A 25822-nucleotide genomic window follows, 5' to 3' on the forward strand; every position below is an offset into this window, starting at 1 on the left:
CGCGTAGTGATTTCGGTTGGCGTCAGCCGACACTGCCTTCGAGCGAGATGCTGATCAGCTTCTGCGCCTCGACGGCGAATTCCATCGGCAACTCCTGCAGGACTTCCTTGACGAAACCGTTGACGATCAGCGCGATCGCCGCTTCCGTCGGAATGCCGCGCTGCAGGCAGTAGAAGAGCTGGTCTTCGGAGATCTTTGAGGTGGTCGCCTCGTGCTCGAAATGTGCCGTCGAATTCTTCGCCTCGATGTAAGGCACGGTATGGGCGCCGCACTTGTCGCCGATCAAGAGCGAGTCGCACTGTGTGAAGTTGCGCGCCTTCGATGCTCTGCGGTGAGCCGAAACCTGACCGCGATAAGTGTTCTGCGACACGCCTGCGGCGATGCCCTTGGAAATGATGCGGCTCGACGTGTTCTTGCCGAGATGGATCATCTTGGTGCCGCTGTCGACCTGCTGATGTCCGTTGGACACGGCGATCGAATAGAACTCGCCGCGGCTGTCGTCGCCGCGCAGGATGCAGGACGGATATTTCCAGGTGATCGCGGAGCCGGTCTCGACCTGCGTCCACGAAATCTTCGAGCGGTCGCCGCGGCAATCGCCGCGCTTGGTGACGAAGTTGTAGATGCCGCCCTTGCCCTGCGCATCGCCCGGATACCAGTTCTGGACGGTGGAATACTTGATTTCGGCATCGTCGAGAGCGATCAGTTCGACAACGGCGGCATGCAGCTGGTTTTCATCACGCTGCGGCGCCGTGCAGCCTTCGAGGTAGGACACATAGGCGCCTTCCTCGGCGATGATCAGCGTGCGCTCGAACTGGCCAGTATTCTTCTCGTTAATACGGAAATAGGTGGAAAGCTCCATCGGGCAGCGGACGCCCTTCGGCACGAAGACGAAGGAGCCGTCGGTGAAAACAGCGGAGTTCAGCGTCGCATAGTAATTGTCGGTCTGCGGAACGACCGTGCCGAGATACTGCTTCACCAGCTCCGGATGCTCGCGGATCGCTTCCGAGATCGACATGAAGATCACGCCGGCCTTCTTCAGCTCTTCCTTGAACGTCGTCACCACCGAAACGGAATCGAAGACGGCATCGACGGCGATCCTCGACTTCTCGACGCCGGCAAGGATTTCCTGTTCGCGCAGCGGGATGCCGAGCTTTTCGTAAACCTTCAGCAGCTCCGGATCGACCTCGTCCAGCGACGACGGGCCGGAGGTGCTCTTCGGCGCGGCGTAGTAGTGGATATCGTTGAAATCAATCTTCGGATAGTCGACGCGCGCCCAGGTGGGCTCGTCCATCGTCAGCCAGCGCTTGTAGGCCTCAAGGCGCCATTCGAGCATCCATTCCGGCTCGCGCTTCTTGGCGGAGATGAAGCGAATGATCTCCTCGGACAGGCCCTTGGGTGCCTTGTCCATCTCGATGATGGTTTCGAAGCCATATTTGTACTGGTCCACATCGATCTGGCGGACGCGTTCAACCGTTTCTTGGACGGCGGGCATATCGTTCTCCAATCTCGCCGGGTAAAGGTCCGGCAGCTTGTCTTGGGGCAGTTTTCCTTACCCCGTATGTAGGTGGCCAAAAGGGGTTTTTCAGCCCGATTGGCAAGCGGAAATTTGCGTTTCCGCAATTTAGTGAGGTGGTCAGGCCGCCTCCCCGGCCCGCCTGCACCGCCCGGCTATCTTCGCAAAGGCAGCGACCGCCCTGTCGATTTCTTCTTCCGTCGTCGCAAAGCCGAGTGAAATGCGCAGCGCCCCTATTTTCGGGTCGCAGCCCATGGCCACAAGAACATGGCTCTCGCCGACCTTGCCGGACGAGCAGGCGGAGCCCGCCGAAAGCGCGATGCCCTCGAGATCGAAGGCGATCTGGCCGGTCTCGGCCTTCAGGCCCGGAAGCGTGAAGAAACTCGTATTCGATGCCCGCGGCGCGCCCGCGCCATAAATAAGCACATGGGGCGCCGCACGCCGCATACCGTCCTCAAGACGATCGCGAAGCCTTCCAAATCTGCTATTGCGGTCGTCGAATTCATCAAGCGCCGCGGCTGCGGCGGCACCAAAGCCAATGATGGCGGACGAATTTTCAGTCCCCGACCGGTGACCTTTTTCCTGGCCTCCACCGCGGATCAGCGGCCGCGGCATCAGAACCTCGCCGCGCGAAACAAGCGCACCGGCACCCTTCGGCCCGCCGAGCTTGTGCGAAGACACGATCAGGAAATCGGCGCCGAGCTCGTTGATGTCGAGCTTCAAGCGTCCTGCTGCCTGCACCGCATCGACGATGAGAAGTCCGCCGTACGTCTGTACGATCTTGGCGGCTTCGCGAACCGGCTGGACGATACCGGTCTCGTTGTTGACGAGCATGATCGCCACCATCGGCGGGCCTGAGGCCTTGTCGTGGCCCGCAAGCAATCTCTCCAGCGCTGCCAGATCCACGACACCCGCAGACGTGACCGGAATTTCGGTCGTCTTTTCAGCCGGAAAGCGCCCGCCTTCACGCACCGCCGGATGCTCGATCGCCGAATAATAGAGATGGCCTATCGCAAGCGGCGTGCGTCCCATGCGGAAATCCGGCGTCAGCACCGTATTGACCGCTTCCGTCGCGCCGCTCGTAAAAACCACATGTGCCGGCTCGGCTCCAGTCAGTGCCGCAACCTGGCGGCGCGCGGCCTCGATTGCAGCGCGCACGGCGCGACCTTCTCCGTGGACCGAATTCGGATTTCCAAAGAGATCGAGCGCGCTCAGAACCGCCTCGCGCGCTGCGGGATGCAGCGGCGATGTCGCGTTCCAATCAAGATAAAGGCGGGGCGGCGCCATGTTCTTTTGTCCTGCGCTTGATTCCAGTTAGGCTGCTACGGTTCATTTTTCTTGAAATGTCCGCCGGGCTTGCCTTATGACACTTCCACGATGCGTGGATCGCATACAAGTTTCGAATTGTTCTAAACTGCGTTTTAGAAAAGCTGACAACGTTCGTCAAGTCTAAGCGCCAGGAACGCGAAAATAAAAACCCGGAGTACCGATGCCCGAAGTCATTTTCAACGGCCCAGCCGGCCGTCTTGAAGGCCGCTACCAGCCCTCCAAGGAAAAAAGCGCGCCGATCGCCCTTATCCTGCATCCGCACCCGCAGTTCGGCGGCACGATGAACAATCAGATCGTCTACCAGCTCTTCTACATGTTCCAGAAGCGCGGGTTCACGACATTGCGCTTCAATTTCCGCAGCATCGGCCGCAGCCAGGGCGAATTCGACCACGGCGCCGGCGAGCTTTCGGATGCCGCTTCAGCACTCGACTGGGTTCAGAGCCTGCATCCCGATTCGAAGACCTGCTGGGTGGCAGGCTATTCCTTCGGCGCCTGGATCGGCATGCAGCTCCTCATGCGCCGCCCGGAAATCGAAGGCTTCATGTCGATCGCGCCGCAGCCAAACACCTACGACTTCTCGTTCCTGGCGCCCTGCCCGTCCTCCGGCCTGATCATCAACGGCGACGCCGACAAGGTCGCACCCGAGAAGGATGTTAACGGTCTGGTCGAGAAGCTGAAGACGCAGAAAGGTATTCTGATCACCCACCGCACGGTGCCGAATGCCAATCACTTCTTCAACGGCCAGGTCGACACGCTGATGGCCGAATGCGAGGATTACCTCGACCGGCGCCTCAACGGCGAACTGGTGCCGGAGCCAGCTGCGAAGCGCATTCGCTGACAATCAAATATCGGTGGCGCCGAGCTCGAATGTCGGCGCCACGAAACCGTCGATCAGCCGGGGCGCTATCTGTCGCATTCCGATCTTCTTCAGCACATGCTGCGAGGCGAAGTTTTCCGGATGCGTGAAAGCGATGAAGCGCCCGGCGAACCCCTCGGCGAAGAACCACTTGGCAAGCGCGCTCGCTACCTCCGTCGCATAGCCCTTTCCCCATTCCTCCTCGCGAAGCGCATAGCCAAGTTCGAATTCGTTCTCGTCGCGATCATGCATTGAAATTCCGGCGCGGCCGATGAAGCGTCTGTCACCTCTGCTCAGCAGCTTGTATTTCGTCGTACCGTCCCGCGCTTGCTCCTTGATCCAGTTCGCAAGCCGTTCCTCACACTTTTCCATATGCCAGGGTGCGCCGCCTGACATATAGCGCGTCGTGCCTACCGTTGAATGCAGTGCCATGATAAGCCCTGCATCCGCTGCGTCCCACATCACCAGCCGCAGCCGCGGTGTTTCCAGAATGATCTTTTCCGTCATTGTGACCTCGCAAGAATGCCGCCGCTGACGGGCTGTCGAACGCCGGTCGTGCCCGGAAAGGTGAGCGGCAGTGCCTCCAGCGACCGCACCGCGAGATAGGCCCAAGCTTCGGCCTCCATGGCATCGCCGTTGAAGCCAGCGTCCTCGGCGGAGATCACGGCAGCTTTCTGCTGCCCAGCGAGATCGGCAAGGTCCCGCATGATCGTGTGGTTCAGCCGCCCGCCGCCGCAGATGACATAAAGGGCCGGTGTCACCGGCAGGTGACCGGCCGATTTGATGATCGAGGCCGCGGCGACATAAGCAAGCGTGCGCGCACCGTCGGCAAGTTCGGCGTCCTTGCCGTTCGGCGGCAGAAAGTCGTTGCGGTCGAGCGACCGGCGTTTCCCGGCCGTAAAGAACGGACTATTCAGGTATCGGCCGGCTAGTTCGGCGACGATCTTGCCTTCGGACGCGATCATGCCGCCCTGATCGAACGGTATTCCGGCGTGGGTCTCAACCCATTGATCGATCAAGCTGTTTCCCGGCCCGCTGTCGTAGGCGACGATCGCGCTTTCGGCGCCGATATAGGTCAGGTTCGAAATGCCGCCAATATTGACGAAGCAGACCGGCAGTTTGGTGTCTCGAATAGTCCCCGCCAGCGCTGCGTGATAGGCCGGCACGAGCGGTGCGCCCTGACCGCCGTGCAACATGTCGTTGGCGCGCATGTCGTAGACGACCGCAATGCCGGTTTCCCTCGCAAGCAGCGGCCCGTCGCCGAGCTGGACGGTCAACGCTTCGTCCGGCCGGTGCAGCACGGTCTGGCCGTGGAAGCCGACGACATCGATCGAGCTGCGATCCAGACCGTGACGATTGAGAAATTCCGCCACGGCAGATGCATGACGTATCGTCAGTTCGCGCTCGATCGCCGCAAGCTCGCCGGGGCGCTCTTCGCGCCTGCGGATGGATTTTGCCTGTTCGAGCGCAAGCTTCAGCCTGTCGCGAAAGGCCGGATCGTAAGGCATACCCAGGAACAGCCGGCGTTCCACGTGGGCTTCACCGTCCGTGCGAACCAGGGCGACATCGATCCCGTCCATCGACGTACCGCTCATCAGGCCGATCGCGGTTCTTATTTTACCCATCCATCCTCCAAAACATTCCGAACGGAATAGTGCACTTTCGGCAAAACAGTGCTAAACGCGCCGCGGCACTTCAACAAGTATCAATCCGACACCCCGAAGAGACGAAGTCATGTCCGAGTTCAAATCCGATTTCCTGCGCACATTAAAAGAGCGCGGCTTCATTCATCAGATCTCCGATGAATCGGGCCTCGACGAATTGTTCGCCAAGGAAACCGTGACGGCCTATGTGGGCTACGACGCTACGGCGACAAGCCTTCACATCGGCAACTTGATCTCCGCGACCATGCTCTACTGGCTGCAGGAAACCGGCCATCGGCCGATTGCACTGATGGGTGGCGGCACCTCGATGGTCGGCGACCCCTCCTTCCGCGACGAGCAGCGCAAGCTCCTTACGCCCGAGGCGATCGCGACCAACATCGAAGGCATTAAGAAAATCTTCTCGCGTATCCTGCGTTTCGGCGAAGGCAAGACTGATGCGACGATGGTCAACAATGCCGATTGGCTGATGAAGCTGAACTATGTCGAGTTCCTGCGCGATGTCGGCCGCCACTTTTCGGTCAACCGCATGCTCTCCTTCGACAGCGTAAAGCTGCGTCTCGACCGCGAGCAGTCGCTCTCTTTCCTCGAATTCAACTACATGATCATGCAGGGCTACGACTTCGTCGAGCTCAGCCGCCGCTATGGCTGCCGCCTGCAGATGGGCGGATCGGATCAGTGGGGCAATATCATCAACGGCGTGGACCTCGGTCACCGCATGGGGACGCCGCAGCTATACGCTTTGACAACACCGCTGTTGACGACGAGTTCCGGCGCAAAAATGGGCAAGTCTGCCTCCGGTGCCGTCTGGCTCAACGAGGATGTCTTCAGCCCCTACGACTTTTGGCAGTACTGGCGCAACACGGAAGATGCCGACGTCGGCCGCTTCCTGAAGATCTTCACACGTCTGCCGCTTTCCGAAATCGCCAAATTGGAGGCCCTCGGCGGATCGGAAATCAATGAAGCGAAGAAGATACTTGCGACCGAGGCGACCGCGATCGTCCACGGACGCGAGAATGCAGAGAGCGCAGCCGAAACCGCACGTACGACCTTTGAGGAAGGTCGCGTTGCCGAGAACCTTCCTTCCGTAGATGTTCCCGCCTCGGAACTCGACGCCGGCATCGGCTTGCTTTCGCTGATGGTCCGCGCCGGCCTTGCCGCCTCCAACGGCGAAGCCCGCCGTCACGTGCAAGGCGGTGCCGTGCGCATCAACGACCAGGCGGTTAGCGACGAGCGCCGGCTGATCGGCAGCGGCGAGATCACCGCCGATGGCGTCATCAAGCTCTCGCTCGGCAAGAAGAAGCACATCCTGATCCGCCGCGCCGCCTGACCGGCACGCTATCGAACCTAAAGGAAGCCGGCCCCGCGCCGGCTTTTTTATTGGAACTCGAAGATGTTACGGAAAACGCCTGGCGCGATAATCGACAGCGGATTGATCTGCATGGCCGGATGGTCGAATTTGCCTGTCAGCTTGAACGTGATGCCGATCAGGCCGCGATCTGAACCGTTCCCGAGAATGATGCCGATGACCGGCAGTTCCGCAAACAGCCGATTCAAGCCATAGGCGGGCATGAAGGTGCCGATCATATCCATGTTGCCGCGCTGATCGCGGATCACGCCCTGGAACGTGGCCCCGATCTGATCGCCGCGCACCACGCCGTTTTCGATACCGATCACGCCGCCGCGGGAGACGACGCGCGCGAAGCCGCGCTGGAAGCGCTGCGCCGACGTGTCGATATTGCGTTTGACGGCGGAATTGAGACTACGCTGGTCCTCGCCGACCGGCGTTGAAACGATCGAGTGCAGGCGTTGTTCGTTGATGATGGCGAAGCGGCGTATGTCGACGGAGCCATCCCAATCGCCGCCGTTCCCAAGCCTGACCGACATGTTGAGCAAGCCGCCCTGCATGTGCTGGTAGAAATCTGCAAAGCGCGAGACGGCACCGGCGTCGCCGCTGGTGATGTTCAGGACACGGCCTTCTCTTGTCTGGCTGACAACCGCCTCGCCGCTGCCGGTGACGCCGGAGAAATTCAGTGCCTGCAGCCGGTCGCCGCGCGAGATGTAAGTGGCCTCCAGATTGCGGATCTTTTCATCGTTGAAGCCGACGACGCTGCTGAGCTTCGCACGAACGGAGACGTTGGAGCTGCCGCCGTCTTCGTCGCTATTGCCCTGCCCGTTCTTCAATCTCGCAAGAATCGGGCGCAGATCAGCCGTGTCCCCCGATAGCGAAACGTCGAAATTGCCCCTGTTGCGCCTGATCGATATCGCAAAGTCGTCAAGCGACGAAAGTCTCACGCTGTCGAAATCGGCGGATGCCAGATCGCCCTTGTTGAGGACAAGCGAGCCGCTGGCACCGAAGCCGTCGCCCTTCAGGCGGAAATTCCTGATCTGCGTGTTCTCGGGCGGCCCCGATACTTCGAATTCCGCCGTTGCTCCGATCCCGCTTCCCTTCGCCCAGCCGATCCAGGGAAGCTGCAGCGACGCCTTGTCGAGATCGATCCGAACGTTCTGGCGTTCCTCATCGATTTTCGTCAGCTGCATTGTCAGGCTGCCGTCGATGATCCCGGATAGGCCAGGAAGCACCTTTGCGCGCTCAGCGTTGTTCAGCGTCGCCGTGATGATGCGCTGCGGCTTGATACCGGACGATTTGTCCGTCGGCTCGACGAGTTCGATTTCGGCGACTACGCCGTCGATCTGCCCTTCGGCATCGAGCGCCACCTGCCGTGGATCGGCGTCGAGCGTGCCGTTCAGATTGTTGATCATCCGGCCCGACACCGGCTTGCCGATATCGACACCACTGAGCTGCATCGCCGCCTTCCATTCCGGCGGCGGAGGATTCTGCGATCTCAGAAGGCCGAGCCGCGCCTCGACGTCGGCGGTGATCTTGCCCTTGAGGTCCCCGGCCATGAGGCCGGCGCGCTGCAGGACCTGGACCGGTTTGTAAGTCAGGAGTTCGCCCACCGCATCGGCATCGCCGGAGATGGCGAGCTTCATTTCCGCCATCAGCGGTTTTTCGTAAGTTGAGGGCAGCACGAAGGTGCCCTCTCCGAGGCTGACGGAACGGCCTGACGCGAAATATGAGGTGCCGCTCTTGATCGAAATGACCGCCCTTTGGCCGGTCAGGTCGAAATGGGCGGACGTATCGCGGATCGGCGGAATATCACCTGCCACGTTCATGCGCGCATGAGCGATATCGAAATTGATACGGATCTGCTCGTCGCCGAGTCTCAGCCCCTTGCCGACGGCCTCGTCCAGTTTGCCGGACGGGATGAATACGGAAATCGACGCATTGGTGACCGTACCGCCGAAGAGATTTCCAAGTACCCAATCGCGCGCCCTGGGCGCCATCCAGAACGGCCAGAGCTGCTTGATCGCAGCCGTCTGAAGCTGCTGCGATTGTCCGGCGAAACTGATTTCCGGTGATTTGTCGCCAAAATTGACATGAAGCGATCCGAACAGCTGCCCCAGGGGACTGGAAACCGTCATGCCCGTGAACTGCAGCTCCCGCGAGGCGACGAGATAGCGGCCCATCGCCTGGAGATCGAAAGCAAGCGGCTGTTCGCCCGACCCCACTGGAGCAGCCGTGCCGCCGCTGATCAGGAGATCGATGCCAAAGCCCTTACCAGCCGCCGGATCGAGCTTGTCGAGGTCGATGATGGCGCCGTTGAACGGAACGGAGGTGTTGCCAAATTGCGCTTGCGATCTTGCGATCTCAAGCGTCTGTTTCGTGAAGTCGTAGCCGAGATTGATGCGGCCGCCGTTCAGCTGCTGCTCGTCTCCCTCGAGATAGATCAACCCCGGCGCAATATCCGCCCTGGCAGCGAGGGACGGCGCGACATCGCCAGCGCCGCGCACGGCGGAAACGGCAACGTCCGCAAAACTGTTCACGCCCTGCCGGATTTCCCCAAGCACGTTTCGCTTCAGAGTAAATGGCGTCAGATCGGCATGGGTGAGCTTCGCCGTAAATCGTGAGGCTTTCCCGGCGCTCTTTTCAGCAAGCACGTCAAGCATCGCCACTTCGCCATTGATTGCCACCTCGCCCGTCAAATGCATCGAAGATGGCCCCGCATGCGCGAAGACCAGACTGTCGACCACCATCGAAAGCGGACCGTTGACGGTGTCTGAGAGCTTGATGTCGATGCCGGAGAGACGGACAGTATCCGTTCCCCCACGTTCGACAAAGTCGTCCAGGATATCGAGATGAGAAAACGCCGCTTCCATCGCCTGCGGAATTGCGTCGATGCGAAGCTTGCTTAAGTCCACGGAGCCACCGGATGGCAGAAGCGCCGTGTCGAGCGCAATATCCTCGGCTTCGATCGCCGTCACGGCCACACGTCCACGAAAGAGCGCAAACGGATCGAGCGCCATGCGCATCGCGCCGGTCGTCGACAGATGCTGCCCGCTTTGCTGATCGACGATATTGACGTTACGGGCTTCAAGCGCGAGCTGCGCACCGGACGTGAAACGGATGACGGTCGACCCTACCTCTGCCTGATAGCGGGGACCTATCGCCGAATTCAACGCGGTCTGCGCCTGGCGCGACAGCGTCGCATCGAACATGCCGCTTTCGATAGTGAAAATGATCGCCGCCAGAACAAAGAGGATGGCGGCAACACAACCAGCCGTCACATTCGCCGCACGCCGGACGCGTGAGCGCCGCGGCGGCGGGCAATGCACGATGATCGGGTCTTCGGCCTGTGCGGAGGGAAGCTCATGCAGCGCGACGATATCTTTTTTGCGAAACGTAATTTTTTCGCCGCGAACCGCCGCCATGCGCTTTGGATAACCCCTGAGTTAGAATCTGACCGCCCCGGTCTGGCTGGACGAATTGAGCTTCAATATATATCCGCCGATCACAGTGTCATCCATAAACCCGGCAAAAGAAAGGTTACCACACATGGCGGTTCTCGGCATCGGCGCCACGGCCCCGGATTTCAATCTTCCCCGCGACGGCGGCGGACGGGTATCGCTTTCCGATTTCCGCGGAAAGCCGCTGGTTCTGTTCTTCTATCCGAAGGACGATACGACCGGCTGCACGGCGGAATCGCTGGCCTTCACCGCTCTGGCCGACGACTTCGACGCCGCCGGGGCGGCGGTCATCGGCATGTCGCCCGATTCGGTCAAATGCCACGAACGCTTCATCAAGAAGCACAGCCTTTCGGTCGCGCTCGCGTCGGACGAAGAGAAGACGACGCTGCAGGCCTACGGCGTCTGGAAGGAAAAGAGCATGTACGGCCGCAATTTCATGGGCGTCGAGCGCACGACCTTTCTGATCCGCACTGATGGCACGGTCGCGATGATCTGGCAGAAGGTCAAGGTGCCCGGCCACGCTGAAGACGTTCTGAAGGCCGTCAGGAACCTCAGCGCATGAACTCGCTTTCGATGACATCGCTGCGTGGCGGCGCGATCGACGCCATCTGCTCCGCCGATCTCGATCGCAAGACTGCCCTCGCACAGGAAGCGGCGACCCGCTGGTTCGCACGAAGGGTTTCCCTGCGTTCGCCGCGTGATGCGCAGCTGCCGGAGAGGCCCGGTCGGCCGGAAACGCCGGCACTGGTGCCCCCGACACAGGTCGAGAGACGCTCGCTGCACACCGTCAACGGCCGTATCGCGCTGCTTCACGCGATCGCGCATATCGAGCTCAATGCCGTCGATCTGGCGCTCGATATCGTTGCGCGTTTTGCAACCGAAGCGGTTCCGAATTCGTTCTTCGACGGATGGATGCAGGTTGCCTTCGAGGAAGCGAAGCACTTTCGCCTGGTCCGCGGGCGCCTGCGGGATCTCGGCGCCGACTATGGCGACATGCCCGCCCATGACGGCCTATGGCAGGCCGCGCACGCCACAAGGAACGACCTCACGGCACGGCTTGCCGTCGTCCCCCTGATTCTCGAAGCCCGCGGCCTGGACGTCACGCCGTCCTTGCAGGCGAAGATGCGCGAAACCGGCGACCTCGCGCAAGTGCAGCAGTGCTCGATGTCATCTACAACGATGAAAAGGGCCACGTGGCAGTTGGCGCCAAGTGGTTCCGCTTCCTCTGCGCCCGCGAACGCCGCGACCCAGCGCAGACCTTTAAGGACCTGGTGCGCGCAAACTTCCGCGGGCCGCTGAAGCCGCCGTTCAACGATCTGGCGCGCGCGGAAGCCGGGCTCACGCCTTCTTTCTATCGTTCGTTGACTTCAACTAGCAATTTATAACCTATACGTGCATTAACGAGCCAGCTTGGGTATTTGTTAACCATAACAGTGTGTAATCACTCCTAATCGAAGCACGGGCGCATCAATTGGGAGATTCTCCGTGACGCATGCACAGCATAATCGCGTATTCGGCAAGCGTTCGCAGGAACATATCCTCATTCTCGCCAGCGGCGACAAAGTCCGGCACGTAACCATAAAGCCGTGGATGGCAGCGCTTGCCTTCTGCTTTACCGGCGTCTTGGTGATCGGCTATCTGCTTGCAACCTCCTACCTCGTCCTTCGCGACGACCTGATCGGCGCCACCATGGCGCGCCAGGCCCGCATGCAGCATGATTATGAAGATCGCATCGCGGCCCTGCGTGCGCAGGTCGACCGGGTCACCTCGCGTCAACTGCTCGACCAGCAGCTGGTGGAGGACAAGGTTGACAAGCTCATGGAGCAGCAGATGGCGCTGACCTCGCGCCATGGCAAGCTCGGCTCCCTCCTCGACCGTGCGGAAAATTCCGGCCTGACGGGGAAGGATGAGACCGTGGTGCCAGTCCAATCCTTCGAACCCGTGACGAAGGACAAACGTGCATCCCTTTCAGGGGGTGCCGAGGCGATCGGCAAGCTGATGGCAGGCGCCGGCGAACCGGCCGGCGCGGTGCCCAGCAATTCCGCGCTCGCCTATGTACCAGCCCCCGAAACCGTCGGCGATCGTGCCGACCGACTGTTCTCGAAGGTCACGCTTTCGCTGAAAGGCGTGGAAGAAGATCAGCGCGCCCGTCTCGAACAACTGACGGCGGATGCAGGCGATGCCGCCAATAGTATCGAGAAAGTCCTGACCCGCTTCAGGATTGCTGTGCCGGAACAGGCTGCCGTCCAGTCCGCGGATGACAGCGCCGTCGGCGGCCCGTATGTCGAGCCGGAAAACGGCGACGATTTCAACAATTCCCTCGCGCAGCTCGATGCCGCCTTGACGCGCCTTGAAGCCGTTCGCAGCACGGCCGAAACCCTCCCGTTCCGCAATCCGGCGATCGGCAAGGAAATCACCAGCCCCTTCGGCAATCGGCGCGATCCCTTCCTCGGCCGCCTCGCCTTTCATTCCGGCGTCGATTTCCGCTTTGCTCCGGGCGAGAGAGTGCGTCCTACAGCCCCGGGCACGGTCGTCAATGCGGGCTGGACAGGCGGCTACGGCAACATGGTCGAGATCGATCACGGCAACGGCGTTTCCACCCGTTACGGCCATATGTCGCAGATCCTGGTGAAGGCCGGCGATACGGTCGGCCGGTCGGGTGTGATCGGCCTTGCCGGCAGCACCGGCCGCTCGACGGGCACGCATCTGCATTACGAGGTACGCCAGAACGGCCGCGCGGTCGATCCTGTGTATTTCATGAATGCCGGTCTTAAACTTGCCACTTACATCAAATAATCAACTGCAGTAACGACAGTTTTACCTATACGAGCGCCGCAGGGCCCGTATTCCTTGACTTGCAAGCCGTTTGGGATTATGTCGCGCTGCATTGCGGCATGCAATCCTGCCGACTCAACAGAGTATGGCCGAACCTGAACGGAAATAGTTTCCCCCTTGACGACATTTGCTGATCTTGGCCTGAGCCAAAAAGTGCTTTCCGCCGTTACCGACGCCGGCTACACGATCCCCACTCCTATCCAGGCAGGAGCAATTCCGTTCGCCCTGCAGCGCCGTGACATTTGCGGGATCGCGCAGACCGGTACGGGCAAGACGGCATCCTTCGTGCTGCCGATGTTGTCGCTCTTGGAAAAGGGCCGTGCCCGTGCCCGCATGCCGCGGACGCTCATCCTCGAGCCGACGCGCGAACTCGCCGCGCAGGTCGCTGAAAACTTCGAGAAGTACGGCAAGAACCATCGCCTGAACGTGGCGCTGCTGATCGGCGGGGTATCCTTCGAAGACCAGGACCGCAAGCTCGAGCGTGGCGCAGACGTCCTCATCTGCACACCCGGCCGCCTGCTCGACCATTTCGAGCGCGGCAAGCTCCTGATGAGTGCCGTCGAAATCTTCGTCATCGACGAGGCAGATCGCATGCTCGACATGGGCTTCATCCCCGATATCGAGCGTATCGCCAAACTCATCCCCTTCACGCGCCAGACGCTGTTCTTCTCGGCGACCATGCCGCCGGAAATCCAGAAGCTCGCCGACCGGTTCCTGCAGAATCCGGAACGCATCGAAGTCGCAAAGCCGGCCTCCGCCGCCGCGAACATCACGCAGCGCTTCGTCGCCTCCCACGGCAAGGATTACGAGAAGCGCGCCGCCCTGCGAGAGCTCGTCCGTGCGCAGGAAGAGTTGAAGAACGCGATCATCTTCTGCAACCGCAAGAAGGACGTGGCCGACCTCTTTCGTTCCCTGGAACGCCATGGCTTCTCCGTTGGCGCGCTCCATGGGGACATGGACCAGCGCTCGCGCACGAATATGCTTCAGAGCTTCCGTGACGGGCAGCTGCAACTGCTCGTCGCCTCCGACGTCGCCGCCCGCGGTCTCGACATTCCGGACGTCAGCCACGTCTTCAACTTCGATGTCCCGATCCATGCCGAGGATTACGTGCACCGCATCGGCCGGACTGGCCGCGCGGGCCGTTCCGGCGCTGCCTTCACCATCGTCACCAGCCGTGACCAGAAACATGCCGACGCGATCGAAAAGTTGATCGGCGAGAAGGTCGAATGGCTGAGTGGCGATCTCTCCGCTCTTCCGCCTCCGGAACCGGGCCGCGAAGACGATCGCCCGCGCCGCGCGGGGGTAGCCGGGATCGCGACAAGGGCGGCCGTGGCCGCGCTAAGGAGCGCCGGGTTCATAAAACTGATGTCGGCGCCGAGGATAATGCCGTCGAAGCCATCGAAGCAGCAGCACCAGCAAAGGCCGAAAGCGTGAAGCACGAGCGCAAAACAGAAAACAAGCCGCAGAACAGCGCGCGCAACTCTCGGCCCTACCCGGCAAACGACGACAGTCGTGAACGCCGCCGCTATCGCGACCACGACGACGGCCCGACGCCGGTCGGTTTCGGCGACGACATTCCCGCTTTCATGCTGATCGCGGCAAACGCCAAGATCTGATCGTCCGATGGGCAAGCCTGGCATCGATTTTCCGGGTCTCGGCGTCGGCATGGTGATTTTGCGCGACCGCAAGATCCTGCTTTACAGGCGCATTGGTGCGCCCGAAGCCGGTCACTGGAGCATCGTCGGCGGCAAAGTCGATCATATGGAGCCAACAGCCGAAGCCGCGCGCCGCGAAGCCGAGGAAGAAACCGGATTGACGATTGCTCGAACCGAACTTCTCGGTCACGCGGAAGTGATTTCAGGCGCTGACGCGCAGCATTGGGTCTCGTTTCTCTATATCGCTCGACAGGTCAAAGGCGATCCTCAGCTGACGGAGCCGGAAAAACTCTCGGATTTCGGCTGGTTCACGCGATCCGAACTGCCGACCCCGCTCTCCGACTTCGCCAAGGCCGCAATCGGTTATCTGGACAACGAAGACTTCCGCTGATTATTCGGCTCTGAGCGACGCTTCGTAGGCAAGCCGGACCCATTTCGCCATTTCATCCGGATCGTCATAGGCGGCTTCCGGGATCGACCAGTAGGGCATTTTAACCGGATTGCCTTTCTTGCCCTCATAGACCCATTGGCTGGAGCCCGCTGCGGCAAATTCCGGGGCGCTCTCGCCGTCCGCCTTGAGCAGCACCTCGCCGCCGACTTCGACGGCGACGATGCGGCCGAGGTGATAGATGCCCTTGCCGCCGAACATGCGCTTGATCGTCACAGGACCGAGCCCCTGAAACATTTCCTCTATACCAGCCGCGTCCATTTCTATCCTTTCAGTATGCCGCCTGCCGCGGCAATCGCCTCCGGTGTATCCACGTCGAGATGCGCGCTCTCGCCAATGTCGACATCGACGACCGGTAGCCCTGCCGTCTCGATGATGTGGCGCGCGCCGACATCGCCTTCGAGGGCAAGCACTGGATGATACAGTGATCGTGGCAGAATGACGGGATTTCCGCGCTTGCCTCCGGAGACCGCCCGAACGATCGCCCGGCCTTCGGCCTGCTCGAATGCGCTGATCAAATGATCGAGGTCCGCCGTCGAGACACCCGGCATATCCGCAAGCATGACGAGGACGCCGTCTGCGCCGCCCGCATGGGCATTCGCGAAGCCGGCCGCGAGAGAGCTTGCCATGCCGTAAGAATAATCGGCGTTGAAGACCAACTGCACGCTCAAGCCTTCAAGTGCGGCTTCAATCTCGGCACGGCGATGACCCGTCACGACCGTGACTGACGAAGCCCTGCTGGCAACAGCAATCGACGCCGAGCGGCGCACCAGCGGCATGCCGTCGAATTCGGCCAGCAGCTTGTGCCGGCCGCCCTCGCCCATGCGGCGCGCCCGGCCGGCGGCAAGCAGGACGATCGCAACGGAAGCATCCGCACGTTTCCTGGCAGGCACGTCGCGCGGCTGTGGCCGCGATTGTATCTCCATCAGTAGGCCTCCGACGCCCATTCCGGTGACGTCGCTCGCGCGCGGCTCCTCGCCGGCCAGGATGCGGTCGAGAACCCAGTCGAAGCCGTTTTCCTTCGGGCTGCGGGCACAGCCCGGAGCGCCGACGACATAAGTTTCGCCGATGCGGCCGAGGACCATCAGATTTCCCGGATCGACCGGCATGCCGACACTCAGGATGCGCCCGCCCGCGTCGCGTATCGCTTCCGGAATGACATCCGCCGCGTCGATGACGGCCGAGGCGCCGAAAACGACGACGAGCTTCGGCGCGTCCTCCGGAATCGCCATGACATCCTTGATCGAGGCCGCAAGCGCCTTCGCCTCATGGGGCACGCGCCGCTCCCGCGATAGCCGGTTGCCGGAAGCGGCCAGACGCCGCTCCAGGATGCGCGCCGTCTTGTCCATCACCGACACCTTCAACGAGGGCAGCTCCGTGGCAATCAGCGAAACGGCGTGATCGGCAAACGGTTTCACCTGAAATGGTGCGGTCGCGCGGAGCTCGGCGCAGGCAGTATCGATCTTCGCGCCTGGAACCGCCAGCGGAATAACCTTGAAGGTCGCCACCATATCGCCCGCGCTGACATGCGTATGGTCTGCAAGACAGGCGAGCGTGATCGCAGGATCGATGCGGTTGAGCCGATCGACAGCTTCCCGGTCAGCCACAAAAAGCCCGTCCGTCGCGGCATAGATGTTGACGCGGCCAGTCGTTGCCTCCGAAAAGCGGAGATGATCCGGTGCGATCGCCTCACCCAGCCGCGCCGCCGCCTCGTCCTCGCCGAGGTCGCCGTCCTCCAGGCGCGCCGCAACAATCTTCTCCACTCCCGACTTCTTCAGCCACACAACGTCCGCAGCATCAACCACATGTCCTTTCGGCAGCGTCCCGTCCGCCATCTTAATCGAATGGGCGAGCACGAGCCCTTCCGCACCGTTGACATCGAATTCGCCAAAGATCATGCCTTGTCGCCTTTCGGAGACGTGATGTCGCGCGAGCGCAGTGCCTGGATGATCTGCCCAAGAACCGCGACGGCGATCTCCGCCGGGCTGGAGGCGCCGATATCAAGCCCGATCGGGCCCTTGATCCGGGCCAGCTCGCCGTCGGAAAAACCTTCCTTCTTCAGCCGATCGAGACGCGAGCCGTTGGTCTTGCGGCTGCCGAGCGCGCCGATATAGAAGCAGCCGGTCCGAAGCGCCTCGGCAATCGGGAAGTCGTCGATCTTCGGATCGTGCGTGACCGCGACGACGGCAGTGTAGGCATCGAGTGGACGGTCCTTCAGGACATCGATCGGCCAATCAGCCGTCAGGTCTGTCCCGGCGAAACGCTCCGGCGTTGCAAAGGCAGTCCGCGGATCGATGATGCGGACGTCGAAGCCGGCAAGCGCCGCCATCTGCGCCAGGACCTGGCTGATATGCACTGCCCCGATGATGACGATATGCGCCGGCGGCAGATGCACGTTGAGAAAGTATCTGCCGCCATCGATCTCGCAGGTGGCGGACTTGCCAGAGCGGAATGCCGCCGCCACCGCATCGCCGAGCGCGCCATCGACAGGCCCGCCTTCGAGGATCACACGATCCCTTCCACGCTCCAGGTCCGTAACCAGCATCACGGCCTTGCGCGCCCGGCGGGCGGCGTTCAGGCGCTCCAGATTGGCAATCTCCATCAGCCGAGCCTTTCGACAAAGACGCGGATGCGGCCGCCGCAGGATAGCCCGACGCGCCAGGCAGTCTCGTCGGCAACCCCGAATTCCAGCATCTTCGCCTTGCCGTCGCCGATCACGTCCATCGCCTCGGCGATGACCGCACCTTCGACGCATCCGCCGGAGACCGAGCCCTCGAAATTGCCGTCGCCATCGATCACCAGATGGCTGCCAGCGGGGCGCGGAGCCGAACCCCAGGTTTCGATGACGGTCGCGATCGCCACGTCGCGGCCGCTCTTCTTCCATTCCTCCGCCGCCATCAGCGGATCGAGGCCGAAAGACGTCTCGCTCATGCCATGCCTTTCATTTTCTCGAGATAACGCCGCCGATCGTGTGTCGGCGATCTGCCTGCGCCGAGCGCCACAGCAAGGTCGCTCAGGGAGGATAGATTGTGAACCGGACGGAATTCGTCAACATGCGGCAGCATGGCGCGAACGCCGCGAGCCCGCGGCTCGAAGCCATCGAAGCGCAGAAGCGGGTTCAGCCAGATCAGCCGCCGGCAGGATCGGTGTAGCCGGTCCATCTCTTCGGCCAGCAACTCGATGCCTTCCCGCTCCAACCCGTCGGTGATCAGCAGCACCAGGGCTCCCTGGCCGAGGACGCGGCGCGCCCACAACCGGTTGAATTCCTTCAGCGTTTCGCCGATGCGCGTGCCGCCGGACCAGTCCTTCACGGCGCTAGCACATTCGTCCAAGGCTTGGTCCGGATCCTTGTGGCGCATCTGCCGCGTGACGTTGGTGAGCCGCGTTCCAAAAAGGAATGTGTGAACGCGGCGCCTGCTTTCCGTCAGCACATGCAGGAAATGCAGGAAGATGCGGGTGTACTGGCTCATCGAGCCCGAAATATCCGCAAGCACCACCAAGGGCGGCTGGATTTCCTTCTGTTCGCGATAGCGCGGCAGGATCAGCGAGCCGCCGGTGCGCAGCGCCGAGCGCATCGTCGCCCGCGGATCGACCTGCCGGTGAACATGCGATTGCCTGAAGCGCCGCGTCGGCACGCTGTCGAGCGGCAGCTGCAGCCGGGCGAGTTCTTTTCTCGCCAACGCAATTTCCGCCGTCGACATCTGCGCGAAATCCATCCGGCGAAAGACTTCGTTGCCGGATGTGGTGAACCGCGCATCGATTTCGATATCCGGCTCATCGCGAGCTGGTCTATTGTCGCGCCGGTCGCCGAGAAGCGCATCGCTGGCACGCGTCTCACCCGCCTTCGCCTTTTCTTTTTCGCGATTGTCGGGCGTACGCGGCGACATCATCGCAATCATCTTCTCCACCAGATCGCGGGAGCGCCAGAAAAGTCTGAAGGTTTCGTCGAAAACAGGCTTGTCCTCGTGACGTTTGACGAAGACTGCAAAGAGCGCCGCGTGGAACTCCTCGCGCGAACCCATGCCGATTGCCTCGACCGCTTCGATGGCATCGACAATGGAACCCGGACCGATCTTGAGACCGGCCTTGCGAAGCGTCCGGGCAAAGAAAACGATATTGTCGGCAAAGCGCCCCTCGCCCAGCGGCAACGGCGGAACCGCGATACTGTCGTGCGGCGCTTGCGTTTCCATCTCTAGCCTGCGGCTCTCAACTCGTCTTTGACCTCGTTCAGCACCCGCAGGCCCTCGCCGCCCTGGATGCGCGCAATGTCGTCCTGATATTTCAAAAGTGTGCCGATCGTGTCGGAAATGGTCTCCGGATCAAGCGCCAGACGGTCAAGTTCGGTGAGAGCCGTCGCCCAGTCGATCGTCTCGGCCACCCCGGGATTCTTGAAGAGATCGAGCGTGCGCAGCTTCTGCACATAGGCGACGATCTGCTGCGACAGCGCCTCGTTGCAGCCCGGCACCTTCCGGTGGATGATTTCGAGTTCCTGCTCGGCTTCCGGATAATCAACCCAGTGATAGAGGCAGCGGCGCTTCAACGCATCGTGCACCTCGCGCGTCCGGTTGGTCGTGATGATGACGATCGGCGGCTCGGCAGCCTTGATGGTCCCGAGTTCGGGGATGGTCACCTGGAAATCCGAGAGCACTTCCAGCAGGAAGGCTTCGAAAGCTTCGTCGGTGCGATCGAGCTCGTCGATCAGGAAGACCGGCGCGCGACCGTCTGCGGACGAAAGCGCCTGCAACACCGGGCGGCGGATAAGGTAGCGCTCGGAAAAGATATCGGATTCGATGCGGCTGCGATCCGTCAACCCGGAAGCTTCCGCAAGCCGGATCTCCAGCATCTGCGCCGGATAGTTCCACTCGTAGACGGCGGATGCGATATCGAGGCCTTCGTAGCATTGCAGCCGGATCAGCGGCCGGTCGAGCGCTTTCGAAAGCACCTTTGCGATCTCGGTCTTCCCGACGCCGGCCTCTCCTTCGAGAAACAGCGGCCGTTTCATCTTCAGGGCGAGAAAGAGCACCGTCGCCAGCGACCGGCCCGCGAGATAATCCTCGCCTGCCAGCATGGCGATCGTCTCGTCGATAGACGCGGGCTGCTGCGGATGATCGGGCATATCTCCTCCCTTTTAGGGAGTTATAGCGCGTGGTAGTCCCGGTTCATATAGAGCAGAGCCGGCTTTGTTTCGTTGAAACGCACGGCCACGACCTCGCCGAAGATTATGTGGTGAGTCGACATCTCCTTGATTTCCATGACCTTGCAATCGAAGGAGGCGAGGGAATCCCAGAGCACGGGCGCGCCGGTGACCAGCTTCTCGAACCTGCCGCTCGCAAATCGCTCGTCATTGCTCATCGGCGCGCGTCCCGAAAAGGCGTCGGCGAGCGCCTGGTGATGCGCGCCAAGCGTATTCAGCGCAAAAATCCCGCTCTGGAAAAAAATGTCGTTCTTCGGGTTGCTGTTGTTGAGGCAGACGAGCACGCAGGCAGGATCGTCGGATACCGAGCAGGCAGCGGTGATCGTCACGCCGCGGCGTGTCTCGCCAAGCACCGTTGTCACAAGCTGCACATGACCGCCGAAACGGCTCATGGCATCGCGATAAAGCTGCGGATCGATCGGCTGCCTGTTCAACAAATGCGGTCTCCTGCGGCCGCGCCGCCTATTCTCGTGCCGCTAATATGGATGCCATCGGTTACCTTTTCTACAATGAAGCCGACGAAATGCGGCGCATTCCGCCTGTTTTTCTTTGACGATTGCCGCCGGGCAGCTAAAAGGGCATGGAGGGCGACAGGGAAACGGCGATTTTCATGAATATTCTGCGTGGCATAGCGGCTTTTTCGATGCTGTTTCTGGCAGCAGCCGCAAGCCATGCCACGGGTGTTACGATCGGCGTTGTCGCTCCCCAGGGCGGCAGCCTGCAGCAGCTCGGCGCGCAGGTTTTCGCCGGGGCGAACTATCAGATCACCAAGGATGGCAACACTGTCGTCGCGATCAATGAGCCCTGCGAGGAAAACAGTAGTGCCGCGATTGCCGATGCGCTGGTGAACGCCAAGGTGCAGGTCGCGATCGGTTTTCTCTGCAGCGAGACGCTGGAAAGCGTGCTGCCGAAGCTCAAGGATGCAAACATCCCGGCGATCACCGTCTCGGTGCGCGCCCGCATCCTGATGGAGGATGCATTGAAAAACGGCTGGCCGCTGTTTCGCCTGGCGCCAGCCGATGGCGCCGAAGCCGCACGCATCATCGAAGCGATCCTCAACGACTGGGAGGCAGCCCCGATGGCCCTCATAGAGGACGGCACCATCCATGGCCGCGAACTGACTGAGGCCGTCCGGAATGCACTTGAGGAAAAAGGGCTGAAGCCCGTCTTTACGGATACCTATCGGCCGGGTCAGGACCAGCAGATCGCCCTCGTCCGCCGCCTGAGGAAGGCCGGTGCCACCAAGGTTTTCATCGGTGGCGACCGCGCCGACGTCGCTGTTATCGCTCGAGACGCCGCAGCGGAGAAGATTCCGCTCGATATTCTGGGCGGAGATGCCATGCGGGCGGCAAACCAGCCGCTGCCGCTTCCAGACGGCGTGCGTGCGGTCACCATGCCGGAATTCGACACTTTGCGGCCCGCACAAGCCGCAGCGGCGGCATTGCGGGCGCAAGGCATCGAGCCTGAAGGCTATGTCCTGCAGGCAGCCGCAGCAGCAGCCATCGCGCAGCAGGCTGCAACGACTGCCACGGCGGAAGGAGAGACGGTGGCGGAAAAACTCGTCGGCACGACGTTCTCTACGCCCATCGGCGATCTGACGTTCACCGCCGGCCACGAGCTTTCGGAGAACCCTTACACGCTGCTGGAATGGCGCCGCGGCACGTTCGCCGCGCCCGGAGATTCGCCGGGGGATTAGAATGCCATTTACGCAGAGTTTACGGGTGCGCGCCATGCTGTTGCCCGTTCGCCCGTGTCCTGCTAAACCGCCGCGAATTCCCGAGGAGTGAGAAGTACCATGACCCTGCCAATCCGGATCGCCCCCTCCATCCTGGCTGCGGATTTTGCCAAGCTCGGACAGGAAGTGCGCGACGTCACGGCAGCAGGCGCCGACTGGATCCACCTCGACGTCATGGACGGCCATTTCGTGCCGAACATCTCCTTCGGCGCCGACGTCATCAAATCGTTGCGCTCCTATACGGACGCAACCTTCGACTGCCACCTGATGATCTCGCCGGCCGATCCCTATCTGGAAGCCTTCGCCAAGGCCGGCTGCGACCGCATCACGGTCCATGCCGAGGCAGGTCCGCATCTTCACCGCTCGCTGCAGACGATCCGCAATGTCGGCAAGAAGGCCGGCGTGACAATCAATCCGGCAACGCCGCTGTCGGCGATCGAAAATGTTCTCGACCACGTCGACCTCATCCTCATCATGTCGGTGAACCCCGGCTTCGGCGGCCAGAAATTCATTCCCGCGATGGCCGGGAAGATTGCAGCCGCGAAATCCCTGATCGGTGACAGGCCGATCGAGCTTGAGGTCGACGGCGGCGTCACGGTCGAGACCGCGCCGATCGTCGGCAAGGCGGGCGGCAATGTGCTCGTCGCTGGCTCGGCGATCTTCAAGGGCGGCTCGGTCGACGCCTACCGCAAGGCCATCAGCGACCTGCGAAGCGCTGCCGAGGCCGGGCGCGCATGAGACTACATCCCTGACGATGGAACGGATACGCGCTGCCAGACCACCCTATTTCGAGCTGTTTGGCGGCGCGGCGCTTTGGGGCCTCATGATGATGGCCTCGGCGATGACGACGCTTTACATGCGCAACCGTTTCGAGACGGGCCACGCGATCGAACTGGCGCGTCTCTATTTTGCGGGTGGACTTCTCTCCTGGCCCTTCGTGCTGCCGATTGCCCGCTTCTTTGCTTATCGGCGGCGGATCGAAACGCGCTTTGCCGCCTTCTTCGTCTGCCTGACGGCAGGCACGATGCTGATGACGGCATTTCTCTTTTCCATGGACTACCGCATTTTCTATTCGCGCTGGCACGCACCGTTCGGCAGCCTCATCTGGACCTATCAGCTCATTTTTACCGGCGCGAACGCCGTCTATCAGTTCCTCGTGCTCGGTCTGCGGCTCTTCTTGCCGTTTGGCCTGGTCTGCCTGCTTGTAACCAGCTACGTGCTTGCGAAACGCATGCGTTGAGATTACCGCGCGTCTTTGCTACAGGGGCGCCAGAAAGTCTTCCTCGCAACGAAAGCAGTGAGCCATGATCCCGCGTTACTCCCGCCCAGAGATGGTCGCCATCTGGTCGCCCGAAACCAAGTTCCGCATCTGGTTCGAGATCGAAGCGCATGCCTGCGACGCGCTGGCCGAACTCGGCGTCATTCCGAAGGACGCGGCAAAGACGATCTGGGAAAAGGGAGGGGCTGCCAAGTTCGACGTCGCCAGGATCGACGAGATCGAAGCCGTCACCAAACATGACGTCATCGCCTTCCTGACGCACCTTGCCGAATTCGTCGGGCCTGACAGCCGCTTCGTCCATCAGGGGATGACCTCGTCCGACGTGCTCGACACCACGCTCAACATCCAGCTGGTTCGCGCCGCCGACATTTTGCTTGCCGGCATGGACCGCGTGCTCGCCGCGCTCAAGACGCGTGCCTTCGAGCACAAGGACACGGTCCGCATCGGCCGCAGCCACGGTATCCACGCCGAGCCGACCACCATGGGGCTAACCCTCGCCCGCTTCTATGCCGAGATGAACCGCAACCGCGCGCGCCTCGTTGCGGCGCGCGCCGAGATTGCCACCGGTGCCATCTCCGGAGCAGTCGGCACCTTCGCCAATATCGACCCGCGCGTCGAGGAGCATGTCTGCGCCAAGCTCGGCCTCACGCCTGAGCCGGTTTCGACCCAGGTCATTCCGCGCGACCGCCATGCGATGTTCTTCGCCACGCTCGGCGTCATCGCCTCGTCGATCGAGAACGTTGCGATCGAAATCCGCCACATGCAGCGCACCGAGGTTCTGGAAGCCGAGGAATTCTTCTCGCCGGGCCAGAAGGGCTCGTCCGCTATGCCGCACAAGCGCAATCCGGTTCTCACCGAAAACCTGACCGGTCTTGCCCGCCTGGTGCGCATGTCAGTCGTTCCGGCACTGGAGAACGTCGCACTCTGGCACGAGCGCGATATCAGCCACTCGAGCGTCGAGCGCGCCATCGGCCCGGATACAACGATTACGCTGGATTTTGCCCTGAACCGCCTGGCCGGCGTCGTCGAAAAGCTCGTGATTTACCCCGAAAACATGGAGAAGAACCTCAACAAGTTCCGGGGCCTCGTCCATTCGCAGCGGGTTCTACTGGCCCTTACCCAGGCGGGCGTTTCCCGCGAGGACGCCTATCGCCTCGTGCAGCGCAACGCCATGAAGGTCTGGGAACAGGGCATGGACTTTCTCGAAGAACTGCTCGCCGACAAGGAAGTCCGTGCAGCACTGTCCGAAGAGGATCTCCGCGAGAAGTTCGACCTTGGCTACCATACCAAACATGTGGACACTATCTTCAAGCGCGTTTTCGGCTAACCACGGAGCGCTTTATTGCCGGTTTCCGGTATGTGAAACGATCGCGCTAACGATCTGCGGCCAGTCTTCTCTGTGAAGCTCATGACCGCCGCCCTCGACGCGTTGCAGCGTCGAGCCGGAAACCGATCGGACGAGAGCTTCGCCATGAGCGATTGGAAATATCGGGTCGGAAGTTCCATGAATGACGAGGAGCGGCACCGACAGGTCGGCCGCATTTTTGGGGCTAGCGTCGTCACCACCTTCGAGCAGGAAATGATTAGTCGCGCTTGCAAAGGAGCGCGCCCGATCCAGGTCCTGTTCTACTAGCCGTCGTGCAGCGCCGGCATCATGCGGATGCAACGTGCTGGCCACCATGCGCGCATCCCTTGTCATGAAGTCGAGGACGCTTGCGCGGTTGCTCCAGTCGACCGCCTCTGCCGTTGCCGCGTGCTCGCCATAGGCTTCCGTGAATGGCGGCAGACCGTTAATCCCCAGCGGACTGGAGCTGATTAATGTCAGCGTCTTGACGCGATCCGGATGGCCAAGCGTCACCCACTGAGCGATCATGCCGCCGAGCGACATCCCGACGAGATGGGCTGTTTCGATCCCATATCCGTCAAGGATCGCGATTGCATCTTCCGCCATATCAGCGAAGGTATAGCCCGGTTCGCCGGTTGGATAGGCCGTGGAGAGCCCGGTGTCCCGATTGTCGTAGCGGATCACGTACCGGCCGGAAGCTGCAATACGCTCGCAGAATTCGTCCGGCCACCATAGCATCGAAGCCATCGCGCCCATGATGAGCAGCACTGCAGGATTCGAATGATCGCCGAATGTTTCTGTCGCCAGTTTCACGTCTCCGCTGTTGATCGTCAATTTGGCCATGCTTGTTCCTTCTCGATTGGGAAGCCTTCCGCCCCGCACACTGCGTCTTCTGCTGGCTTCACGATGAGCTCACGAGCGGAGTGAGTGACGGCTGCTTTGCTGATAAGGATGTGATTGTATTTCACAACTGGTTGCAGATTAAAATCAAAATTGCGTGCATGCAACCGATTTTTATACGCATGCAACGGGATGAAGCAGGCGCGCCAACGACGTGAGAGGAACGGGAGATGTTTGTGATTTCCGAAGAAATCGCCCACACGGGAATATCTTATGGGCTGCTATGAGGGATACCCCCGCCAACCGCCACTTTCGATATTTCG

23 protein-coding genes and 2 pseudogenes are annotated in these 25822 nt (G+C 61.3%); 11 read left to right on the top strand and 14 right to left on the bottom strand.

The features are described from left to right. Positions 1 to 22: 22 nt before the first annotated feature. Both sufB and ACZ9BX_RS05505 read right to left on the bottom strand, forming a co-directional pair. On the bottom strand, positions 23 to 1492 hold the full coding sequence (gene sufB / locus ACZ9BX_RS05500; protein ID WP_476216260.1) for a Fe-S cluster assembly protein SufB: 1470 nt from the start codon (positions 1490 to 1492) through the stop codon (positions 23 to 25). Positions 1493 to 1633: 141 nt separating this feature from the next. Then, complete coding sequence (locus ACZ9BX_RS05505; protein ID WP_476216262.1) at positions 1634 to 2800, bottom strand: cysteine desulfurase family protein; 1167 nt, start codon at positions 2798 to 2800, stop codon at positions 1634 to 1636. A 202-nt stretch (positions 2801 to 3002) separates the two neighbouring features. Here ACZ9BX_RS05505 and ACZ9BX_RS05510 point away from each other — a divergent pair, with 202 nt between their 5' ends. Next, the gene (locus ACZ9BX_RS05510; protein WP_476216264.1) at positions 3003 to 3680 is read left to right on the top strand and encodes an alpha/beta hydrolase; all 678 of its coding nucleotides are present in this window, start codon (positions 3003 to 3005) and stop codon (positions 3678 to 3680) included. A 3-nt stretch (positions 3681 to 3683) separates the two neighbouring features. On the opposite strand, the gene ACZ9BX_RS05515 is transcribed toward ACZ9BX_RS05510, so the two are convergent. Next, a complete protein-coding gene (locus tag ACZ9BX_RS05515; protein WP_476216266.1) occupies positions 3684 to 4205 on the bottom strand; it encodes a GNAT family N-acetyltransferase in 522 nt (173 codons plus the stop codon). Then, positions 4202 to 5323, bottom strand: a complete 1122-nt coding sequence (locus tag ACZ9BX_RS05520) for an anhydro-N-acetylmuramic acid kinase (protein WP_476216268.1) — start codon at positions 5321 to 5323, stop codon at positions 4202 to 4204. The genes ACZ9BX_RS05515 and ACZ9BX_RS05520 overlap by 4 nt, the downstream gene beginning before the upstream one ends. Before the next feature lie 109 nt (positions 5324 to 5432). Between ACZ9BX_RS05520 and tyrS the strand changes: the two genes are divergently transcribed. Continuing rightward, entirely contained in the window at positions 5433 to 6689 is a 1257-nt protein-coding gene (gene tyrS, locus ACZ9BX_RS05525; RefSeq protein WP_476216270.1) for a tyrosine--tRNA ligase, read from the top strand. Positions 6690 to 6736: 47 nt separating this feature from the next. On the opposite strand, the gene ACZ9BX_RS05530 is transcribed toward tyrS, so the two are convergent. Next, the gene (locus ACZ9BX_RS05530) at positions 6737 to 10132 is read right to left on the bottom strand and encodes a hypothetical protein (protein ID WP_476216272.1); all 3396 of its coding nucleotides are present in this window, start codon (positions 10130 to 10132) and stop codon (positions 6737 to 6739) included. A gap of 124 nt (positions 10133 to 10256) precedes the next feature. Between ACZ9BX_RS05530 and ACZ9BX_RS05535 the strand changes: the two genes are divergently transcribed. From ACZ9BX_RS05535 to ACZ9BX_RS05555, 5 genes and pseudogenes are all read left to right on the top strand, one after another. Continuing rightward, a complete protein-coding gene (locus ACZ9BX_RS05535) occupies positions 10257 to 10730 on the top strand; it encodes a peroxiredoxin (RefSeq protein ID WP_087002461.1) in 474 nt (157 codons plus the stop codon). Further along, positions 10727 to 11553, top strand: a pseudogene (locus tag ACZ9BX_RS05540) (ferritin-like domain-containing protein). The gene ACZ9BX_RS05535 and the pseudogene ACZ9BX_RS05540 overlap by 4 nt, the downstream one beginning before the upstream one ends. A gap of 100 nt (positions 11554 to 11653) precedes the next feature. Next, positions 11654 to 12964 (top strand): peptidoglycan DD-metalloendopeptidase family protein, encoded by a 1311-nt coding sequence (locus ACZ9BX_RS05545; protein WP_476216274.1) that lies wholly within the window; start codon positions 11654 to 11656, stop codon positions 12962 to 12964. A gap of 156 nt (positions 12965 to 13120) precedes the next feature. Further along, positions 13121 to 14619: pseudogene (locus ACZ9BX_RS05550) on the top strand (DEAD/DEAH box helicase). Between the two features lie 7 nt (positions 14620 to 14626). Further along, positions 14627 to 15049 carry an NUDIX domain-containing protein gene (locus ACZ9BX_RS05555; protein ID WP_476216276.1) on the top strand — a complete coding sequence of 141 codons (423 nt, stop codon included), beginning with the start codon at positions 14627 to 14629 and terminating at the stop codon, positions 15047 to 15049. Here ACZ9BX_RS05555 and ACZ9BX_RS05560 read toward each other — a convergent pair whose 3' ends face one another. From ACZ9BX_RS05560 to ACZ9BX_RS05590, 7 genes are read right to left on the bottom strand one after another with little or no spacing between them, the layout of a single operon-like run. After that, complete coding sequence (locus ACZ9BX_RS05560) at positions 15050 to 15367, bottom strand: TfoX/Sxy family protein (RefSeq protein ID WP_132567124.1); 318 nt, start codon at positions 15365 to 15367, stop codon at positions 15050 to 15052. Between the two features lie 2 nt (positions 15368 to 15369). After that, complete coding sequence (locus ACZ9BX_RS05565) at positions 15370 to 17004, bottom strand: NTP transferase domain-containing protein (RefSeq protein ID WP_476216278.1); 1635 nt, start codon at positions 17002 to 17004, stop codon at positions 15370 to 15372. Beyond that, entirely contained in the window at positions 17001 to 17708 is a 708-nt protein-coding gene (locus tag ACZ9BX_RS05570; RefSeq protein WP_476216279.1) for an XdhC family protein, read from the bottom strand. Before ACZ9BX_RS05570 ends, ACZ9BX_RS05565 begins: the two co-directional genes overlap by 4 nt. Next, positions 17708 to 18037 (bottom strand): XdhC family protein, encoded by a 330-nt coding sequence (locus ACZ9BX_RS05575; RefSeq protein WP_087002451.1) that lies wholly within the window; start codon positions 18035 to 18037, stop codon positions 17708 to 17710. Before ACZ9BX_RS05575 ends, ACZ9BX_RS05570 begins: the two co-directional genes overlap by 1 nt. Next, on the bottom strand, positions 18034 to 19296 hold the full coding sequence (locus ACZ9BX_RS05580; protein ID WP_476216282.1) for a vWA domain-containing protein: 1263 nt from the start codon (positions 19294 to 19296) through the stop codon (positions 18034 to 18036). The genes ACZ9BX_RS05575 and ACZ9BX_RS05580 overlap by 4 nt, the downstream gene beginning before the upstream one ends. Before the next feature lie 2 nt (positions 19297 to 19298). Next, positions 19299 to 20222 (bottom strand): AAA family ATPase, encoded by a 924-nt coding sequence (locus ACZ9BX_RS05585; protein ID WP_476216284.1) that lies wholly within the window; start codon positions 20220 to 20222, stop codon positions 19299 to 19301. Between the two features lie 20 nt (positions 20223 to 20242). Continuing rightward, on the bottom strand, positions 20243 to 20737 hold the full coding sequence (locus tag ACZ9BX_RS05590; RefSeq protein WP_027512422.1) for a flavin reductase: 495 nt from the start codon (positions 20735 to 20737) through the stop codon (positions 20243 to 20245). 173 nt (positions 20738 to 20910) lie between these two features. Between ACZ9BX_RS05590 and ACZ9BX_RS05595 the strand changes: the two genes are divergently transcribed. The 4 genes from ACZ9BX_RS05595 (at position 20911) to purB (ending at position 24641) form a co-directional block, all read left to right on the top strand. Next, positions 20911 to 21996 (top strand): ABC transporter substrate-binding protein, encoded by a 1086-nt coding sequence (locus ACZ9BX_RS05595; RefSeq protein WP_476216286.1) that lies wholly within the window; start codon positions 20911 to 20913, stop codon positions 21994 to 21996. A 99-nt stretch (positions 21997 to 22095) separates the two neighbouring features. Further along, positions 22096 to 22773, top strand: a complete 678-nt coding sequence (gene rpe / locus ACZ9BX_RS05600) for a ribulose-phosphate 3-epimerase (protein ID WP_476216288.1) — start codon at positions 22096 to 22098, stop codon at positions 22771 to 22773. 16 nt (positions 22774 to 22789) lie between these two features. Further along, positions 22790 to 23275, top strand: coding sequence for a hypothetical protein (locus ACZ9BX_RS05605; RefSeq protein ID WP_476216290.1), 486 nt, complete (start codon positions 22790 to 22792; stop codon positions 23273 to 23275). Positions 23276 to 23339: 64 nt separating this feature from the next. Next, a complete protein-coding gene (purB, locus tag ACZ9BX_RS05610) occupies positions 23340 to 24641 on the top strand; it encodes an adenylosuccinate lyase (RefSeq protein WP_132567108.1) in 1302 nt (433 codons plus the stop codon). Positions 24642 to 24653: 12 nt separating this feature from the next. Here purB and ACZ9BX_RS05615 read toward each other — a convergent pair whose 3' ends face one another. Together ACZ9BX_RS05615 and ACZ9BX_RS05620 are read right to left on the bottom strand one after the other, a co-directional pair. Next, positions 24654 to 25502, bottom strand: coding sequence for an alpha/beta fold hydrolase (locus ACZ9BX_RS05615; protein ID WP_476216293.1), 849 nt, complete (start codon positions 25500 to 25502; stop codon positions 24654 to 24656). Then, entirely contained in the window at positions 25490 to 25759 is a 270-nt protein-coding gene (locus ACZ9BX_RS05620; RefSeq protein ID WP_476216295.1) for a hypothetical protein, read from the bottom strand. Before ACZ9BX_RS05620 ends, ACZ9BX_RS05615 begins: the two co-directional genes overlap by 13 nt. Positions 25760 to 25822 lie beyond the last annotated feature (63 nt).

This window comes from Rhizobium sp. USDA 3886, from assembly GCF_056279785.1.

What these genes read in the sequence shown, in the direction of transcription:
- ACZ9BX_RS05575 (WP_087002451.1), bottom strand. Translation starts at nt 18,037, where the DNA reads ATGAGCGAGACGTCTTTCGGCCTCGATCCGCTGATGGCGGCGGAGGAA.
- ACZ9BX_RS05555 (WP_476216276.1), top strand. Translation starts at nt 14,627, where the DNA reads ATGGGCAAGCCTGGCATCGATTTTCCGGGTCTCGGCGTCGGCATGGTG.
- tyrS (WP_476216270.1), top strand. Translation starts at nt 5,433, where the DNA reads ATGTCCGAGTTCAAATCCGATTTCCTGCGCACATTAAAAGAGCGCGGC.
- ACZ9BX_RS05595 (WP_476216286.1), top strand. Translation starts at nt 20,911, where the DNA reads ATGAATATTCTGCGTGGCATAGCGGCTTTTTCGATGCTGTTTCTGGCA.
- ACZ9BX_RS05515 (WP_476216266.1), bottom strand. Translation starts at nt 4,205, where the DNA reads ATGACGGAAAAGATCATTCTGGAAACACCGCGGCTGCGGCTGGTGATG.
- ACZ9BX_RS05520 (WP_476216268.1), bottom strand. Translation starts at nt 5,323, where the DNA reads ATGGGTAAAATAAGAACCGCGATCGGCCTGATGAGCGGTACGTCGATG.
- ACZ9BX_RS05530 (WP_476216272.1), bottom strand. Translation starts at nt 10,132, where the DNA reads ATGGCGGCGGTTCGCGGCGAAAAAATTACGTTTCGCAAAAAAGATATC.
- ACZ9BX_RS05580 (WP_476216282.1), bottom strand. Translation starts at nt 19,296, where the DNA reads ATGGAAACGCAAGCGCCGCACGACAGTATCGCGGTTCCGCCGTTGCCG.
- purB (WP_132567108.1), top strand. Translation starts at nt 23,340, where the DNA reads ATGATCCCGCGTTACTCCCGCCCAGAGATGGTCGCCATCTGGTCGCCC.
- ACZ9BX_RS05585 (WP_476216284.1), bottom strand. Translation starts at nt 20,222, where the DNA reads ATGCCCGATCATCCGCAGCAGCCCGCGTCTATCGACGAGACGATCGCC.
- ACZ9BX_RS05605 (WP_476216290.1), top strand. Translation starts at nt 22,790, where the DNA reads ATGGAACGGATACGCGCTGCCAGACCACCCTATTTCGAGCTGTTTGGC.
- ACZ9BX_RS05570 (WP_476216279.1), bottom strand. Translation starts at nt 17,708, where the DNA reads ATGGAGATTGCCAATCTGGAGCGCCTGAACGCCGCCCGCCGGGCGCGC.
- sufB (WP_476216260.1), bottom strand. Translation starts at nt 1,492, where the DNA reads ATGCCCGCCGTCCAAGAAACGGTTGAACGCGTCCGCCAGATCGATGTG.
- rpe (WP_476216288.1), top strand. Translation starts at nt 22,096, where the DNA reads ATGACCCTGCCAATCCGGATCGCCCCCTCCATCCTGGCTGCGGATTTT.
- ACZ9BX_RS05560 (WP_132567124.1), bottom strand. Translation starts at nt 15,367, where the DNA reads ATGGACGCGGCTGGTATAGAGGAAATGTTTCAGGGGCTCGGTCCTGTG.
- ACZ9BX_RS05535 (WP_087002461.1), top strand. Translation starts at nt 10,257, where the DNA reads ATGGCGGTTCTCGGCATCGGCGCCACGGCCCCGGATTTCAATCTTCCC.
- ACZ9BX_RS05565 (WP_476216278.1), bottom strand. Translation starts at nt 17,004, where the DNA reads ATGATCTTTGGCGAATTCGATGTCAACGGTGCGGAAGGGCTCGTGCTC.
- ACZ9BX_RS05615 (WP_476216293.1), bottom strand. Translation starts at nt 25,502, where the DNA reads ATGGCCAAATTGACGATCAACAGCGGAGACGTGAAACTGGCGACAGAA.
- ACZ9BX_RS05510 (WP_476216264.1), top strand. Translation starts at nt 3,003, where the DNA reads ATGCCCGAAGTCATTTTCAACGGCCCAGCCGGCCGTCTTGAAGGCCGC.
- ACZ9BX_RS05505 (WP_476216262.1), bottom strand. Translation starts at nt 2,800, where the DNA reads ATGGCGCCGCCCCGCCTTTATCTTGATTGGAACGCGACATCGCCGCTG.